Origin of the sequence: Vibrio sp. 10N.261.55.C5 (genome assembly GCF_041470505.1) — a bacterium.
GTDB classification, from domain to species: domain Bacteria; phylum Pseudomonadota; class Gammaproteobacteria; order Enterobacterales; family Vibrionaceae; genus Vibrio; species Vibrio crassostreae_C.
This window is the reverse complement of record NZ_JBFRMS010000092.1, coordinates 1-15,587: the sequence shown is the minus strand read 5'-3', so window position 1 is coordinate 15,587 and position 15,587 is coordinate 1. Positions and strand designations below refer to the sequence as shown.

14 protein-coding genes are annotated in these 15,587 nt (G+C 41.3%); 9 read left to right on the top strand and 5 right to left on the bottom strand.

Going from position 1 to position 15,587, the window contains the following annotated elements; genetic code table 11:
• The 3 genes from AB4263_RS22940 to AB4263_RS22930 all read right to left on the bottom strand — a co-directional run.
• On the bottom strand, positions 1-708 hold a 708-nt coding region (locus tag AB4263_RS22940; protein WP_372098947.1), incomplete at its 3' end, for a TRAP transporter large permease subunit.
• Positions 708-1,247, bottom strand: a complete 540-nt coding sequence (locus AB4263_RS22935; protein ID WP_082239880.1) for a TRAP transporter small permease — start codon at positions 1,245-1,247, stop codon at positions 708-710. The genes AB4263_RS22935 and AB4263_RS22940, both read right to left, overlap by 1 nt.
• 49 nt (positions 1,248-1,296) lie before the next feature.
• A complete protein-coding gene (locus AB4263_RS22930; protein WP_102370508.1) occupies positions 1,297-2,274 on the bottom strand; it encodes a TRAP transporter substrate-binding protein in 978 nt (325 codons plus the stop codon).
• Between the two features lie 227 nt (positions 2,275-2,501).
• On the opposite strand from AB4263_RS22930, the gene AB4263_RS22925 reads away from it, so the two are divergent.
• The 6 genes from AB4263_RS22925 (at position 2,502) to AB4263_RS22900 (ending at position 9,056) form a co-directional block, all read left to right on the top strand.
• The gene (locus tag AB4263_RS22925; RefSeq protein WP_102370509.1) at positions 2,502-3,461 is read left to right on the top strand and encodes a C-terminal binding protein; all 960 of its coding nucleotides are present in this window, start codon (positions 2,502-2,504) and stop codon (positions 3,459-3,461) included.
• Positions 3,462-3,500: 39 nt separating this feature from the next.
• A complete protein-coding gene (locus AB4263_RS22920) occupies positions 3,501-4,157 on the top strand; it encodes an RraA family protein (RefSeq protein WP_050613023.1) in 657 nt (218 codons plus the stop codon).
• A 66-nt stretch (positions 4,158-4,223) separates the two neighbouring features.
• Entirely contained in the window at positions 4,224-5,156 is a 933-nt protein-coding gene (locus AB4263_RS22915) for a sugar kinase (protein ID WP_102370510.1), read from the top strand.
• Positions 5,156-5,785, top strand: a complete 630-nt coding sequence (locus AB4263_RS22910; protein WP_102370511.1) for a bifunctional 4-hydroxy-2-oxoglutarate aldolase/2-dehydro-3-deoxy-phosphogluconate aldolase — start codon at positions 5,156-5,158, stop codon at positions 5,783-5,785. The genes AB4263_RS22915 and AB4263_RS22910 overlap by 1 nt, the downstream gene beginning before the upstream one ends.
• A gap of 84 nt (positions 5,786-5,869) precedes the next feature.
• Entirely contained in the window at positions 5,870-7,063 is a 1,194-nt protein-coding gene (locus AB4263_RS22905) for an L-dopachrome tautomerase-related protein (protein ID WP_102370512.1), read from the top strand.
• Positions 7,064-7,313: 250 nt separating this feature from the next.
• On the top strand, positions 7,314-9,056 hold the full coding sequence (locus AB4263_RS22900) for a methyl-accepting chemotaxis protein (RefSeq protein WP_372043074.1): 1,743 nt from the start codon (positions 7,314-7,316) through the stop codon (positions 9,054-9,056).
• Between the two features lie 1,025 nt (positions 9,057-10,081).
• Here AB4263_RS22900 and AB4263_RS22895 read toward each other — a convergent pair.
• Positions 10,082-10,696 (bottom strand): DUF1566 domain-containing protein, encoded by a 615-nt coding sequence (locus AB4263_RS22895; RefSeq protein ID WP_277869358.1) that lies wholly within the window; start codon positions 10,694-10,696, stop codon positions 10,082-10,084.
• A gap of 307 nt (positions 10,697-11,003) precedes the next feature.
• Here AB4263_RS22895 and AB4263_RS22890 point away from each other — a divergent pair, with 307 nt between their 5' ends.
• Both AB4263_RS22890 and AB4263_RS22885 read left to right on the top strand, forming a co-directional pair.
• Positions 11,004-11,276, top strand: a complete 273-nt coding sequence (locus AB4263_RS22890; RefSeq protein ID WP_016794420.1) for a DUF1778 domain-containing protein — start codon at positions 11,004-11,006, stop codon at positions 11,274-11,276.
• Positions 11,273-11,770, top strand: coding sequence for a GNAT family N-acetyltransferase (locus AB4263_RS22885; RefSeq protein ID WP_102370515.1), 498 nt, complete (start codon positions 11,273-11,275; stop codon positions 11,768-11,770). The genes AB4263_RS22890 and AB4263_RS22885 overlap by 4 nt, the downstream gene beginning before the upstream one ends.
• 168 nt (positions 11,771-11,938) lie before the next feature.
• On the opposite strand, the gene AB4263_RS22880 is transcribed toward AB4263_RS22885, so the two are convergent.
• A complete protein-coding gene (locus AB4263_RS22880; RefSeq protein ID WP_338417531.1) occupies positions 11,939-12,229 on the bottom strand; it encodes a transposase in 291 nt (96 codons plus the stop codon).
• Positions 12,230-12,847: 618 nt separating this feature from the next.
• On the opposite strand from AB4263_RS22880, the gene AB4263_RS22875 reads away from it, so the two are divergent.
• The gene (locus AB4263_RS22875; RefSeq protein ID WP_102370516.1) at positions 12,848-15,022 is read left to right on the top strand and encodes a hypothetical protein; all 2,175 of its coding nucleotides are present in this window, start codon (positions 12,848-12,850) and stop codon (positions 15,020-15,022) included.
• The last annotated feature ends 565 nt before the right edge of the window (positions 15,023-15,587 follow it).

Here is a 15,587-nt window from a genome sequence, read left to right as displayed (position 1 = left end):
AACTATATTGTCCTCCGACACCCACATTGAGTGTTGGCGCCAACCTTTTCTTGAGTTCTTATCAATCGATGAAATAGCATCTTCCATTCTTTTAGTCGCGCGACTTGCTGGATATAGATTCTTGTTCACGTTTAGCTTGGCAACTAGCATGAATCCTAGACCGAATAATAATCCAGGGATAACTCCAGCTAGGAATAATTTTCCGATAGACTGGTTTGCCGTCACGCCATAAATAATCAAAGGAATAGATGGAGGGATCATCACTCCAGTAATACCCGCAGCAGCAGTAATAGCTGCAGAAAATGGACGCTTGTATCCCACACGTTCCATTTCAGGAATCATGTTTGAACCAATTGCTGCAACTGTTGCAGGAGATGAACCTGAAATTGCTGCAAAGAACATACTTGCTAATACGTTAACATACGCAAGTCCCGCCTTAAAATGACCAACAATATTATATGCTGCCCCAACGATCCGGGAAGAAAGTCCTCCACGTTGCATGATTTCACCAGCCAGAACAAATAGGGGAATCGCGACTAATGGGAAAGAGTTACCACCCATCACAGCACTTTTGGCGAGTAGAGATATGTTTGGTGTGTTTGGTAAATATTCCAAAACAACCAAAGAAGATATACCTAAACAGATTGCTACCGGCGCACCTAATAGTACTAGTAGGAGAAATACTCCGAATAATGTGATAGTAACCATTACTTACCTTCCTCATTCGACAATGTTGATTCCGTAATCTCTGTTTTAAATAATAAAGAGATATCTTTATAAAGGTTTTGCAATATGCGGAACGAACCCAATAAAGCACCTAATGGCAGAGAACCATAAAGCCACTGCATGCTGACTCGTGTTTCAGACAGAGGCCAATAAAGTACAATAGAGCTTTGTCTAGCGATAATCGGGCTTGAAATTTGGTCCCAGCCGTAGAGAAAAAGTTTTACCATACACCACATTACAACCATGTTTACTAGGATGTTTGTAATGTCAAAGGCTCGCTTTGGAAACCGATCGATCAATGCGGTGACAGAGATGTGCTTACGTGTTTTAAAGCCGTAACTAACTCCAACCCAAATGAACCATATAAAGCACCAACGTACAAACTCTTCACTCCAGGGTAAGGAGTTACTAAAGATGTAGCGCATCACTACCTGCAAAAAAATCCAGAAAACGATGTTTGCCAGAAAAAAATTAATCATCCAAGCTTCAATGTTTTCGTCTAATACTTTCAACCATTTCATTATGTAATCCTCTGACCCGGCGGTATAAATAGCCGGGTCGTGATGGCTGTTACTTGTTTAGTGCTTCAATCAGTTCTGGCTCAACCAGTTTCGTGTACTTTTCACGAATAGGTGCCGTTACTTTCTGAAACTCCGCCACTTCTTCTGGTGTCAGGTTAGTCACAGTCACTCCTGCTGCTTTCATAGCGGCTAACTGCTCCAGCTCTTCACTGGCGATCACTTCTTGTTGGTAATCAATCGCACGTTCTAAGGCAGAGTCGATTAAGCCACGGTCTTCATCTGACAGAGTTGCATAGAAATCTGGGTTCGCAAGAACCATGTGAGTAGAGTAAACGTGACCCGATAGAGTTATGCAGTTTTGTACTTCATAAAAACGTGAGGAGTAGATGTGGCCTAACGGATTTTCCTGAGCATCAACTACGCCCTGCTGAAGTGCTGAATATACTTCGTTGAAAGACATTGGAGTCGGGTTGGCTCCCATTTCTTTGAACGCATCCATGTGCGCTTCTACTTGCATAGTACGAATTTTTACACCGTTCAAATCTGATGGCTTCTTAATTGGACATTTGTTACTTGTAATATTACGAATGCCGTTTTCCATCCAACCTAATCCTTTGATACCAAAGTCTTCTACTTTATAAAGTAGCTTCTGACCAAATTCTCCATTCAGCGCTTTCAGCGCATCTGTACGACTACCAAAGGTATATGGGAGCCCTGGTACGGAGAAAGCTGGATCCCAACCTGCCATTACTTCAACAACAGGCGCTGTCATATCAACGATGCCAGATTGTACGGCTTCCGTCAGTTCGCGGTCACCACCGACCTGACCATTTGGATATATATCGACAGTAATTTCGTTGCCAGACTCTTTTTCAACAAGCTCTTTGAACTTCACCCACGCTTTATGCATGTGGTAGGTGTCGGCCGCTCCATGGCCTACACGAATATTTGTCTCCGCATAGGTTTGTGTACTCATCACACTTGAAATTGCAATTGTGAGGGCGAGGCATAGGGTACTTTTTTTCATTTTATGTTCCTTTATTTTAATTGTCTGCCTGACATTTCAGTAAGCCTATACATTCTGACCTGATATTTCATTTTTATGGCGTGATGTTGATCTACCTTTATAAATTTGGTATTGATTTAATTAATATCAAGTGATCTTAGTCACAAAAATGCAGTTATTCTCTTGTGGTTTATGTGTTCAAGAATTTAAATAAAACAAAACTAACATGTCAGATTTAGGAAATTCCCATGAAGAAAGTAGTAGTAATTGAACCTGGTTATCTGAATTATAAGGAAGAGATAGAAGTTCTTAATTCTCATCAAACCTCATTAACTTCACTGCCTATCGGTACTGAAAAAAGTGACATTCTAAAAGAAGTTGCTGACGCAGACGCGATTATGGTGCGTGAAGCGAATATTGATATGGAGATATTAGACGCAGCCAAAAAATGCCAGGTTGTCGTTCGCTATGGTGTTGGTGTTGACAACATCGATCTCAAGTATGCAAAAGAAAGAGGCGTGTATGTTGCTAACGTACCGGATTATGGCTCTGAAGATGTAGCAGAACATGCGCTATCCCTTTTAGTCGCAGCAACACGTCGAATTGTGACTCGTGACAAAGATGTCCATAACGGTAAATGGGGCGTCGGTCAGGCAGAGCCTATCCCACGTATGGGAGGTAAAATTTTGGGTGTTGTTGGCTTTGGGCGCATTGCTCGTTGTTTTACTGAAAAAGTATCTGGTCTAGGTTTTCGAACAACCATGGTGTTCGACCCCGCTTTAACCCCAGAGCAAGCAAAAGAAGCTGGCGTACAGAAAGTTGATCTAGAAACTTTAGTTTGCGAAGCCGATTTTATATCTCTGCATGCACCATTAAATGAACATACCCACCATATGATCGATGGTGAGCTTATAAACAAGATGAAACCTATGGCTGTACTGGTTAACACCAGCCGTGGCGGTCTTGTTGATGAACAAGCCCTTTATGAAGCACTAAAAGCAAACAAAATCCATGCAGCTGGTATCGATGTGTTTGAAACCGAGCCTGTTCCGCAAGATAACCCTCTATTAACGCTATCAAATGCAATCTGTACTGACCACACAGCCTGGTTTACTGAAGAATCTGTTGTTGAACTTCAGCATAAAGGTGCTGTGGAAGTACTACGTGTCTTTGATGGCAAAAAACCAAACAACTGGGTTAACCAGTAATAAATAAAATTGTCAGTTAATTAAATAAAGGAAAAAATCATGTACAGCAAAGAAATTATCGATGGATACCGTGAAATCTTCTCAACCGCTTCAATTGCAGATGCCTGTGATCTGTTACTCGGTAAAACTATGTATCTGCCTTTTGATATCAAAAACCGTATCAATGATAAAAAGGTTGTAGGTCCTGCAGTAACCATTTTGGAAGAAGCTACTCTTGAAAAAGTACCACCTCAGCATGCGCTTGATGCTATCGATGAGTCAGAAGAAGGAAGCGTCATCGTAATCTCTGGAGACGCAGCACTTGAAACAGTAGCCGTTTGGGGCGGTTTGATGACTGCTGGTGCGGTTGCAAATAAGCATGAAGGTGCAATCCTCAACGGTGGTATGCGTGACATCGCTGAAATCCGTCGTGATTATGATTTCCCTGTTTATTCAAAAACTATATCTCCAGGAACAACTCTGGGTCGTTTCCAAACTGTTGCTGCAAACAAGCCTGTTCAAATCGGTGAAGCGTTAATTCGTCCAGGAGACCTAATTGTTGGTGATGTAGACGGTGTGGTTTGTGTCCCTCAAGAGCATGTAGAAGCAATACTCCGTGAATCTCAGTCTATCGATTCTCGTGAACTGGAGCAGGCAAAATTAATTATTGAAAGCGGCTCTTTGCGTGATGGTCTGGCGAAATACGGCCGTATCTAAAAATTCATAGTAACAGCCAGCTGGTTACCCCTTTGTCCAGCTGGCTTTTTTGTAAGAGGTAAAATTATGACTATTGATATTCTTTCATTTGGGGAGCCACTGTTCGAATTCTCTCAACTTCCGGGCCAGGCAGAAACTGTCTCTTACTTGAGTGGTTTTGGTGGTGACACTTCTAACTTCTCAGTAAGTGCCGCTCGTCAAGGAGCGAATGTTGCAATCCTTGCTCACTTAGGCAGTGATGTATTTGGTGATCAGTTCGTAGATCTATGGGTAAAAGAAGGTGTTAAAACTGACTTTGTTGTTCGTAACCCGGATGCCCCTACTGGTGTTTATTTTATTTCCCATGATGAACGTGGGCATCACTTTACTTTCTATCGTAAAGGCTCTGCGGCCTCTTTAATAACTCCTCAGCAGATCCCACTTACTGCAATTGCCGATGCAAAGCTTTTGCATACCTCTGCAATTACTCACGCAATCAGTGACTCATCCAGTGATGCTGTGTTTAAAGCGATTGAGATGGCGAAAAAAGAGAACACAATGATCTCATTTGACACCAATCTTCGCCTAAAACTATGGCCTCTTTCAAGAGCAAGGGCGGTAATACACGAAACAATCCGTCATGTGGACTTCTGTATGCCTAGCCTCGACGAAGCTCAACTTCTTACTGGTCTCAAAGATGCCAACGAAATCGCTGACTTTTACCTAAATCTTGGTGCGAAAACGGTTGTTCTAAAAATGGGTAAAGAAGGTGCAATGGTTGCGACTGGCGACCGTCGCTTTACTGCCGGAGGTCATCAAGTTGATACCGTTGATGCAACTGGAGCAGGAGATTGCTTCTCTGGTGCATTCTTAAGTCAGGTAGTAAAAGGCGAACCTCTTGAGCACGCTCTTGCTTATGCAAATTGTGCGGCAGCCCTTACAACAACTGGTTACGGTGCGGTTGCTCCAATTCCAACGGCTGAGCAAGTATTGGCATTTAAAGCTGAGGTAAAAGAGTAATGAAGGAAGCTCTAGAACTGCTGGTAAAAACCAAAATTGTGCCTGTGATTCAGATCGACAACATTGTCGATGCTATACCTTTGGCAGAGACGTTGATTGAAAATGGACTTCCTATTGCGGAAGTAACGCTTCGCTCACCAGTGGCGATGGAAGCTATACAGGTTATTCGAAGTCGCTTCCCTGAAATGCTATTAATCGCCGGTACCGTGACTAACCCCGAGTTAGCGGATCAAGCCGTTGAAGCCGGCGCAACTATAGTTGTTTCACCAGGCTTTAATCCGGAAACAGTTCGTCATTGTGTTTCTCGTGGCATTAACATTATTCCAGGAGTTGCTACTCCGGGTGAAATGGAACAGGCCATCAACTTTGGCTTAACGACACTCAAGTTCTTCCCAGCAGAAGCTAACGGCGGTGTCCAAACTCTTAAAGCGGTTTCTGGCCCATATAGCCAGTTAACATTTATGCCAACGGGTGGCATCACTGCTTCTAATATTTCAGACTACCTTGCATTACCTAGTGTCGCGTGCTGTGGAGGTTCATGGATGGTAGACAAGAAGTTAGTAGCGGAACATAAATGGGAAGAGCTCGCGGTATTGATTCGTGAAGCCATAGATTTAGTTCAAAACTAAACATCCTGTGCTTTATGGCGAACCCTCATTTCGGGTTCGTCATCTGTAAAAAATAACGTAATTCTATCAACGACAAGGAAACAAATGATGAAAGGAAAATCTCTACTCACCCTTACCTTACTTTCAACTTCGGTCATGGCAGCTTCTTCACCTGAGCTAGAAGTTGTAGCGGAATGGAATTCACTGACTTATCAAATAACAGATAAAGCGACACAACAACGCTGGGAAAAAAGTGCTCTCTATGGCAAGGCTTTGATGCAGGGTGTAAAAGTAGATAAGGAATCTGAACTTTATGTGACAACAGCAAGATGGGGTGGCCCTGAAATTCCGGCGACTTTATCTCGTCTTAAGAAAGATGGAGATGAATATAAGCTGGTTCCTTATCCATCAGAAAAGATGAACGATATTAACAACCCTAACGGCTTAAAGGCTGTTCTGGGTTTTGAAATCGACCGCAATAACGTTATGTGGATCCTCGATCAGGGGCACGTGGCTGGTCAACCAACCAAACTTGGTGATGAAAAGCTGGTTCTTTGGGATATCAATAAAAACAAAGAAATTCAACGCTACGAATTCACCGATGAAGACAGCAGCAGAAAGTGTTCATTTTTGAACGATGTAGCTGTAGATAATGATTCTGGTTTCGCCTACATAACAGACTCAGGCATCTTCTGTCAGCCTCTTGATGGTGGTCTGATTGTATACGATAGTAATACAAACTCAGCAAAGCGCGTGCTATCAGGAACAAAGTTCACCAGCAACGAAAAGAACTTCTTCTTCAATATTAATGGTAAACCTGTTTTATCACAAAACGCTATGCTAACTGGTGCTGATGGTATCGCACTATCAGGAGACAAGAATACCCTATATTGGACAAATTTAACGGGTAATACCTTGTACTCAATCGAAACTGCCATTCTTCGAGACTTTAATCGCTCAGAGGCTGAGATTCAAGCAAGTGTAAAAGAGGTAACGACGCTGCCATCTAATACCGACGGTATGACGGCAGACCGTGACAACAACCTGTATATGACGGGACTATCCATCAACGGCATTATGAAACGTGATGCGAGAACAGGGGATGTTATTCGCCTCGCTTTCAATGAAACCATGGTATGGCCGGACACTCTAGCGTGGGGACCAGATAACAACCTTTATATTTCATCGAACAACCTTCATACCCACGTAGAGGGGAAGATGAATTTTAGAGACCCTAAAGTAGCCAATTTCAAGATATGGAAATTGGCTGTGGACCAATTGCCGTATACAGCTAAATGATCCCTTAAAAATAGTTGTTTGATAAAGGAGACAAAAACGAGTGTAGTCATTGATAACACTCGTTTTTGCATATTATTCGTTTACGTGTCTAACCATTGATTACTTCTATCTACGTAATTGCAATTCATTTTATATGTGCTTAGTCAATATTATTTAAATGTGAGCAGAGGTGCTAGGCGTCGATCTCCAATGTCACGCAAAGAATAAAAATATAACAAGTTTAATAACTAATTAATGAGCGACAAGTTATATGAAAAACGTACCTTTAAAGGTGAAAATTGTAGGGCTGATGATAGCTATTATCTTCTTTACCATCCTTACCGCTTATCTTAGCGCAAACTACTATATCAGCAACTATATCTCAGAGAGCGACTCCCGCTCTATTCGTCGGCAGATAGAATTAGCGCAAGATAATTTGGTTAGTATGATCAATGGTAATATTAAGCTTGCAGAGTCTACCCAGTTCAGTCTGAATGAGGTTAATAAAATCATCGAGAAGACAGGATTTCACGATGTAGTTAAGGTAGCTCATGGATTAGCCATCACTAAGGAAGGGAGTGTAAACACCCCTGCAGTGATCAAACCTTATTTGGATGCTGTAAACAATGCTTCTGGTAGAACCACAGTTAGCGACGTTTACTTTGAAGGCGAATTACCGCTGATTATGATTACCGTCGCCAGCGACGCTCAAAAAGGTAATATTTTCTATCAGGACTTAAGCCACGTTCAGCATTTACTCGAAGAGGCTACGGGAGAAGGTGCTTATCTGGAGTTGTTGGATTCAAATAGCAGTGTGGTATTTTCCAATAAACAAGAAGGTGATTTAACACCTATCACTCAACAATTTGATGTTGATGGCAGAAGTTGGACTCTAACTGGCTATATCGACAACACCTTTATTCAGACCAACACTAATCGATTGAACAAGGCCATTACTATTGCATTACTGATAGGTGCAGTGGTGATCACTCCGATCTCAATTATACTGTTTAATATTGCTTTCCGGCCTATTGTTGAACTACGCCTACTGATCGCCGAACTTGCTACCGGCAACGGTGATTTAACTCATAGATTGAAAGTAAACACCAAAGACGATCTCGGGCAGATTGCGGACGGCGTCAACCGTTTTATCGAAAAGCTACAGAAAATGATGCAGGAAGTGTCCGATTCAGAAAATCAAATAAGTGCCGAGATATCTAAACTGGAATTGCAGGCTGATACAACAAGAAAGCTAATTAACTCTCACAGTTCAGAGATGGAGATGGCGGTAACTTCTATCAATGAGATGAGTTCTACGGCTGAATCGGTAGCAGAAAACGCAGCAATCACAGCTAGGCAAACACAAGATACAAATTCAGAGGCTGAGAAAAGTAAGATAATCGTGCAACAGGCTTTAGGGAATGTAACTGTTCTGGTTGAAGAGGTAGAACACACATCACGGTCGGTTATTAAAATGATTGATTATACAGCGCAAATCGGAAAAGCACTAAATGTCATAGGAAGCATTGCTGAGCAGACTAATCTACTGGCGCTAAACGCTACGATTGAAGCGGCGCGTGCCGGAGAGTATGGTCGAGGTTTTTCTGTAGTTGCAGATGAAGTAAGGGCCCTTGCATCACGCACACGTCAGAGCACTGAAGAAGTCAGTGCCATGTTAAACAAACTAAAAGAGGGCACTGCCGTAGTGATAAATAGTATGGATCGCACCAAGTCTAGTTGTTTTCAGACTGCTGAAACAACCGCTAAAGTAATGAATTCGCTAGATTCAATGATGGGATCAGTTACAGAAATCACTGATCTTGCAGTACAAATAGCAACCTCTGCAGAGGAGCAAAGTTCTGTTACCGAAGAAATAAACCGAAATATGATCGCGATGCATGAAATGATTCATATCTTGAGCAGCAATGGTGAGGCTACGGTTAACAGTACCTGCCAACTAACTAACTCGAACAAGCATTTGGTTAATATTGTTGGGAAATTTAAACTGGAGTAATCTTTGCAAACTGCTTTGAGAGAATCATGAAACCCAAGTCAGGCTCAGCAATACAATAGTAGTTGCGGTAATAGTATACATAGTAAACGTGGTGGTAAGTTCTATTTTAGATAGTAATCTCGAGCTCATAACAATCTTCCTTATGTAATTTAATTACAATATTATGGTTTATTATGTGACCGATATCAACATCAGGTGTAATTTAACTACCCAAAAGAGGCTGATGTTATTGTTCAGAACCCATTACTAATCATTCTAATGCGCGTCATTTCGTAAAATCGCAGAACAAAGCTGGCTACTAACTAGGTATTTGAAGATTTCAAAGAAGAAAACCGACAGAAACATTTTTCCGACTAATTAACTTCTCAATCATACTTATAACTCAGTAGATAAGTCATCTCATCAATTTAGTTAGCTAGAAATTTAACGTAAATTGTCGACTCTTAATAATAAAAGATAACCGGCAGTACTAAACATAGTGAATCTAGAAGGTGATCGTTTGTTGTTAATCTTTTGTAGTTATTCACAAATCGCTAACTTAGCAAAGCCGCTGGCACATTTTTGTCCAGAGGCTTCATAGACCTGAATTTTGACTAGTGGTACTTTCTAACTCGGAAGTGTCCAAATTCGTGCTGACGGGACAAAATGTCACACTCAAATCTAGATTTGAGACAGTTGGCACTTCGCAACTCGGAATTGCCCATAGTTTGTCAGCAATGTTTTAGGCCGATAGATTCTGCCTCTGATTTATCGGCTCTACTTGAAAGTGCAGAAGCTAACGTACGGTGGAAAGAAACTCCCATTTCTATTCAAATGCTATATTTCAGAACCTGACTTTTAGCCTGAATGGTTATGCAATGCAAGACTTCCGTAGGGCGTTATTCGAAATAGGAAAAACTCCAGATTTTTAAACGGGTTTTACTTTCTCTTATCCAAAAACTGTTAGACCACCGCCTATAAGCGATGGTCTAACAGTGCCATTTTGAAAGAAAGATATCTTGGATTAATATCTATTCTGATTAGATTCACATAGCGTCACGAACAAGGCGAACATAGTTATAGATTCGAATAGAATCAGCTTGCGGACCGTGGCCATCAGTGTAGTCGGTGCCGTCCCATACTTTAGGGTCGCTACGTTGAGAACCAGCGCCATGAACGTCTACCCATTTACCATATTTCTCGCTATAACCCATAGAACGACCAAAGGCGACGTAAGAAGCCGCGCCTACGTACAGATCACCATTAGCAAACGCCTTATGAGTAGTGTTACTCCAGTAAAATGCCCAATCGTCGTTACCGTTCTCGTTGGTGATGGTTGTCATGTTGAAGATTGGGTCAATTGCTGGAGTACCATTTTTTGCTGGTGAATAACTGTAGTCTGTAATGGTTTCCAGCTCTTTTACGCTTGGTAAGCGCCAATCACTGTAACCAAGGTAATTTTCGGCATTCATTTTTTGGGCATAGGCCTGTGCTTCAACCCAGTTCATTGCACCGTTTTTGCTTGCTCCGTCTTTCAGTGGGCTGGTATCGGCATTATCAGACTTCACCCAGTCAAAAGCGTTTTGATAATCAATCCCTTTAGCATAAGCTGCGCCACTGTCATTCTGCGCCCACATCAGGTCAGACTGAGTGTCGGTGATAGTTTTGTCACCATTATAAGAAGCATCGCCTGATAAGGCGGTGAGTAGTCACTACTTGATAGGCTTCCAGGTGGCGAGTTCGGTTTGCCACGCCTATAACTATATTTGCGACAGAACTGAAAATGTAGATTAGGCGTTCGAATGAACCGCTCTGTGCGGATCCGTATGCTGTATGGTGTGGATCTGGAGGGTAAGTCCTCCGGCTCCTACGATTAATTTTTGTGCCAAAGTGACACAAAAATTGATTGTTGTTCATTTAAAGACCATAATACATATGTGACATTTTGACACAAAAGGAAACTACATTATGGCGACTACTTTACCCCGCATCACTGCTAGAGTTGATGTCGATACACAACACTTACTGACAAAAGCGGCGGCAATTACTGGCATGTCTAGTATTAACTCATTTGTTCTAAGTGCTGCTATCGAAAAAGCCAAACAAGTGATTGAACGTGAGCAAGCACTTAAACTTAGTCAAGCTGATGCCATCTTACTTATGGACGCTTTAGACCGCCCTGCAACAATCAACTCAAAATTGAAAACTGCTTCTGAACGTTACGAGAGCAAAACTCAATGATGAACACGGTACTTCTAGAAAAAGTAAAACATGATAGAAATCGGTTTAACTGCGGTATTGAAGCTCTTAATAACTATCTAAAAGTAATGGCAAGTCAGCAAGCAAAGAAAGACAACACAAGAACTTTCGTTTTAGAAGATGATAATGATAGCTCGCATGTCATTGGTTTTTATACATTAACAATGACACCAATCGATTTGAAGGCTTTACCCGACAAGCTACAGAAAAAACACCACTCATCTACCTCTGGTGGTCTAATTGCTCGATTAGCTGTTGATGAACGCTACAAAGGTAAAGGCTTTGGCGAGTGGCTGCTTATTGATGCACTCAGAAAGCTACTAGCAGCCAGTGATAGCGTCGCATTCCCTGTAGTTATTGTTGACGCCAAAGATGGTGCAAAAAACTTCTACGAGCGATATGGATTCCAAGCGTTTCAGGATGCAGAAAATAAACTCTTTATTACCATTTCTGATGTAAGAGCGAATTTGGGCTAGTTAACTGCTAGCCTCCTAGCAAACTAACATTGTTAATAACAGGCCAGCTCGTTTTTCGTTTCTGTCGTAAATCTAGTTAGTTATCTTCTTTTTTGCCTTACCCATGTCACCACCGCTCTAACCATCATAAAGGATCAGATCGCAAGACTCGAAAAAGGTTCAACTGATTTAGGCAACAACGCCGTTTCTGGCGACCAGTTTCAGAGCCTGCTCCGCCCGGTTATTGTCCAACTTCGCTCTTTCGACCCGGCAGAAGGCTGTCAGCCCTTCATAGTGTTTAATGAAGTAATTAATAGCTTTACCAAGACTGCTGTTTTCTTCCACGTTACCGCTTTCCAGCTCTGCCTCGCCCCAGTCTCGGATCTGTTCCATCACCGGAAGCGATAGCTTTTTATGCCAGGCCTGCCGTTGTTCTGCGTTTAGTTCCAGCTCTCCAGCTTCATCATCGTGCCGCCAGATTTCCCCGTACTACTTTAATACCTGCTCAACCTCATCCGGGAACTGGTTGAGAACCTCTGCAAACACTTCAAAAAACTCCATGAGGCTAATTTTGGCTCAGAGTCCGTTACAATTATGGTTTGGAAAGTTAATGAATAAACTTGCGCATGCATGGTATTGATATGCAGTCTAGTCATGATGTACTGCGTATGTAAAGTCGAAGGTTTTGTCTATAAATGAGCAACAGGCCACTGCGTAGAAGCAGTGGCTTTTATGATTTGGGGTACGAAAAGTTATCTGAAAGGTAGATATCATCCGAAGCGGATAAGAAGGAAATGTCCAAAATCTTCAAAAGCTGAATTCTTACTCACAACACTTTCTATCACGAAAATGCCCCATTCCTTGTTTCGACTGATTCAACAACCACTCAACCAAAGTAACGATTGACTCACTTTTCCTGATCTAACTATGTGGCCAAATTTACTACCCTACTACAAGCACCATATTCCTTTGGGGCAACAATTTTCTCTTACTTTTATTGTGGTTATAAAGAGCAACACATGAGATTATGCCATCTGTCTCGTATTAAAGGCACTACCATAAATATCCAGTAGTAACTGGATAAATTGAGGATCATCCATGAAACTTCAGCTTGATTTGGCTAACTGTTATGGCATCAACCAACTATCTAAAGAGTTAAACTTTACAAAGTCAGCTACTAACGATGGCATTAATTCGCTCTACGCTCCAAACGGAACGTTAAAAACTTCGTTAGCTAAGACCTTTAAGGATGTGGAAGAAAACAAGGATACAAAGGATCTTATCTTTCCAAGTCGTACAACGGTAAGAAATATCAAAATTGATGGTGCCGATATAGCGTCAGCCCAAGTGATGGTGATTGACTCTTATAATGAAAGCTATAGCTCTCAACAACTTTCAACTTTATTGGTTAACGAAGAGTTGAAACAACAATATGACACTGCTCTAAAGGAAGTTGATGGCAAACGTTCAACTCTCATAAACGGGGTTGCTAAAAAGTCGGGGAAACGAGATGTCCCGAGTCTATTCAATGAAGCTTTTGGGATTCCTCAAAAAGAACTATTAGGGTTACTTGTAACACTTTCTGAGCAGATAAACCCTGACTATACCCAATATGGAGAATATAAGTACGATACTTTATTTAATCCAAAAGCTCTCCAGCTCATTGCCTCAGAAGACTTAAGCAAAGACCTTGCAGACTATGTCGATACCTATGACAAGTTGATTGAAAACTCAACAGTTTTATCCAAAGCTTTTAACCACCAAAAGGCTGATGTCGTTTCAAAGAGTTTAACAGATAACGGCTTCTTCAATGCTTCGCACAGTGTCAATATTTCAGTCGATGGCTCTAAGCAAGAGGTTTCTTCAAAGAAGGAGCTAAATGAGTTACTTCAATCTGAGCAAGATAAAGTACTACAAAATCCCGAATTAAAAGAAAAGTTTAGCCGTGTTGATAGCAAGTTGAAAAACAAAGAAACTCAAGCTTTTCGAGATCTAATTTCAGAGCATCAAGACTTGCTAGGTGAATTTACCGATGTTGATGAGTTTAAAATAAAAGTTCTAATCGGGTACTTACAATCTAATCAAGCTGCTTGGGATGACTTAGTTGCGACATATAAGTCTAATCAAGAGTTGGTGGCGAATATTGTCCATCAAGCACAGCAACAAAAAACAACTTGGGAAACCGTCGTTGATACTTTCAATAAACGTTTCAAGGTTCCATTTAAACTTAGCGTAGAAAATCAGGATGAGGTGATTCTAAATAACGTCGCTCCAGCCATAAAGTTCGTATTTGATGACGGGCGAGGTGAGTCAGAGGTCGTTAGTCAATCAAGTTTGGTAGACGTTTTGAGTCAAGGCGAAAAGCGTGCACTTTATATCCTTAATGTACTTTTTGAAATTGAAGTGAAACGAAACAATATTCAGCCACTCTTAGTTGTGATAGATGATATTGCCGACTCTTTTGACTATAAGAACAAGTATGCCATTGTTGAGTATCTCCGTGATATTGCCAAAGTGGCTCATTTCAGCTTGCTATTACTTACTCATAACTTCGATTTTCATCGAATTGTGAGTAGTCGACTCGGTGCGAAACGTCAGAATCGTCATATGGCAACAAAATCATCAACGGAAATTGCTCTAAAGCCAGAAAAATATCAAAAAGATGTATTTAATGCTTGGAAGCAAAACTTAGCTACAAATGAAGCTTACCTATTAGCTAGTATCCCATTTGCTCGAAATCTTGCAGAGTATTGTGGTCATGAAGATCACTACAGTAGTTTGACATCTCTTTTGCACCTAAAAGCAGATACCAAAGACATCAAAATTAGTGATATGCAAGCGATGTATCGTCAGATCTTTGTAGATCAGCCTGCGCTAGAGCTGCCAAACAGTGAGTCGTTGGTGTTTGATAAGATAATAGAGCATAGTGATGCACTTGTAGCTGATCCTCAAGAAACCCCCGAGCTTGAATGTAAAGTTATTTTGGCTATGGCTATCAGGTTAAAAGCTGAGCACTTTATGATCACCAGAATAGCCGCCCCAGCTTTTCTCGAGGGGATTAGTTCAAACCAAACTCGTGCACTTTACGACAAATTCGTAGAGCTACACCAAGCTGAGCAAGACACCATTAGTTTGCTGGATCAAGTTAACTTGATGACTCCAGAGAACATTCACTTGAACTCATTCATGTATGAACCAATCTTGGATATGTCCGCTCACAGCTTGTATCAGCTGTATTCTGACATACAGGAGTTAGTAAACGGTCAAGAGTAAGGAAAGTAGAGCTGTTGACCAAGATGCCATCTATTGGTTTTCTTAATGGGTGTTGCTTTAGCACCCTTTAAGCTGTATGGATAAGTGATATAGCCACTTTTATGTCTGCTGAGTGCATGATTGCAATACCAGCGTTAATCCGAAAAGTCGGAGTGTTTTTTGGTTCGTAACTCGGTTTTGTCCAGATACGAGTTGTGTGAGAAGTATGGTTAACAAAGTTCTGCCCCAATCGAAGTTACACCGAACTGATTCACAGTATTACCGACCCGTGATTTGACATACTTTTTCTCATTCTGAAAGTGGCTACTGTATTGGTGGTAATTCAAGATGATGCTGTATAGTTGAAAATATACTGTTTGTAGCGTTATGGTACTTTGTATGAATGAAGTAATTTTTAATATTTTCTATTTCGTCTGTGAAGATCAACAGTCAATTATTGAACTTGGTGCCGTAGCTCACACGCGTACTGGCTCTGACGAAGAGAAAATTAATTTTTTGCAGAAAAATATACATAGCGATTCTATTACCTGTACTCGCTACAATATATGCGTATTTCGGTGATTGC

What these genes read in the sequence shown, in the direction of transcription:
- AB4263_RS22900 (WP_372043074.1), top strand. Translation starts at nt 7,314, where the DNA reads ATGAAAAACGTACCTTTAAAGGTGAAAATTGTAGGGCTGATGATAGCT.
- AB4263_RS22915 (WP_102370510.1), top strand. Translation starts at nt 4,224, where the DNA reads ATGACTATTGATATTCTTTCATTTGGGGAGCCACTGTTCGAATTCTCT.
- AB4263_RS22925 (WP_102370509.1), top strand. Translation starts at nt 2,502, where the DNA reads ATGAAGAAAGTAGTAGTAATTGAACCTGGTTATCTGAATTATAAGGAA.
- AB4263_RS22885 (WP_102370515.1), top strand. Translation starts at nt 11,273, where the DNA reads ATGATGAACACGGTACTTCTAGAAAAAGTAAAACATGATAGAAATCGG.
- AB4263_RS22905 (WP_102370512.1), top strand. Translation starts at nt 5,870, where the DNA reads ATGATGAAAGGAAAATCTCTACTCACCCTTACCTTACTTTCAACTTCG.
- AB4263_RS22935 (WP_082239880.1), bottom strand. Translation starts at nt 1,247, where the DNA reads ATGAAATGGTTGAAAGTATTAGACGAAAACATTGAAGCTTGGATGATT.
- AB4263_RS22910 (WP_102370511.1), top strand. Translation starts at nt 5,156, where the DNA reads ATGAAGGAAGCTCTAGAACTGCTGGTAAAAACCAAAATTGTGCCTGTG.
- AB4263_RS22920 (WP_050613023.1), top strand. Translation starts at nt 3,501, where the DNA reads ATGTACAGCAAAGAAATTATCGATGGATACCGTGAAATCTTCTCAACC.
- AB4263_RS22890 (WP_016794420.1), top strand. Translation starts at nt 11,004, where the DNA reads ATGGCGACTACTTTACCCCGCATCACTGCTAGAGTTGATGTCGATACA.
- AB4263_RS22875 (WP_102370516.1), top strand. Translation starts at nt 12,848, where the DNA reads ATGAAACTTCAGCTTGATTTGGCTAACTGTTATGGCATCAACCAACTA.
- AB4263_RS22930 (WP_102370508.1), bottom strand. Translation starts at nt 2,274, where the DNA reads ATGAAAAAAAGTACCCTATGCCTCGCCCTCACAATTGCAATTTCAAGT.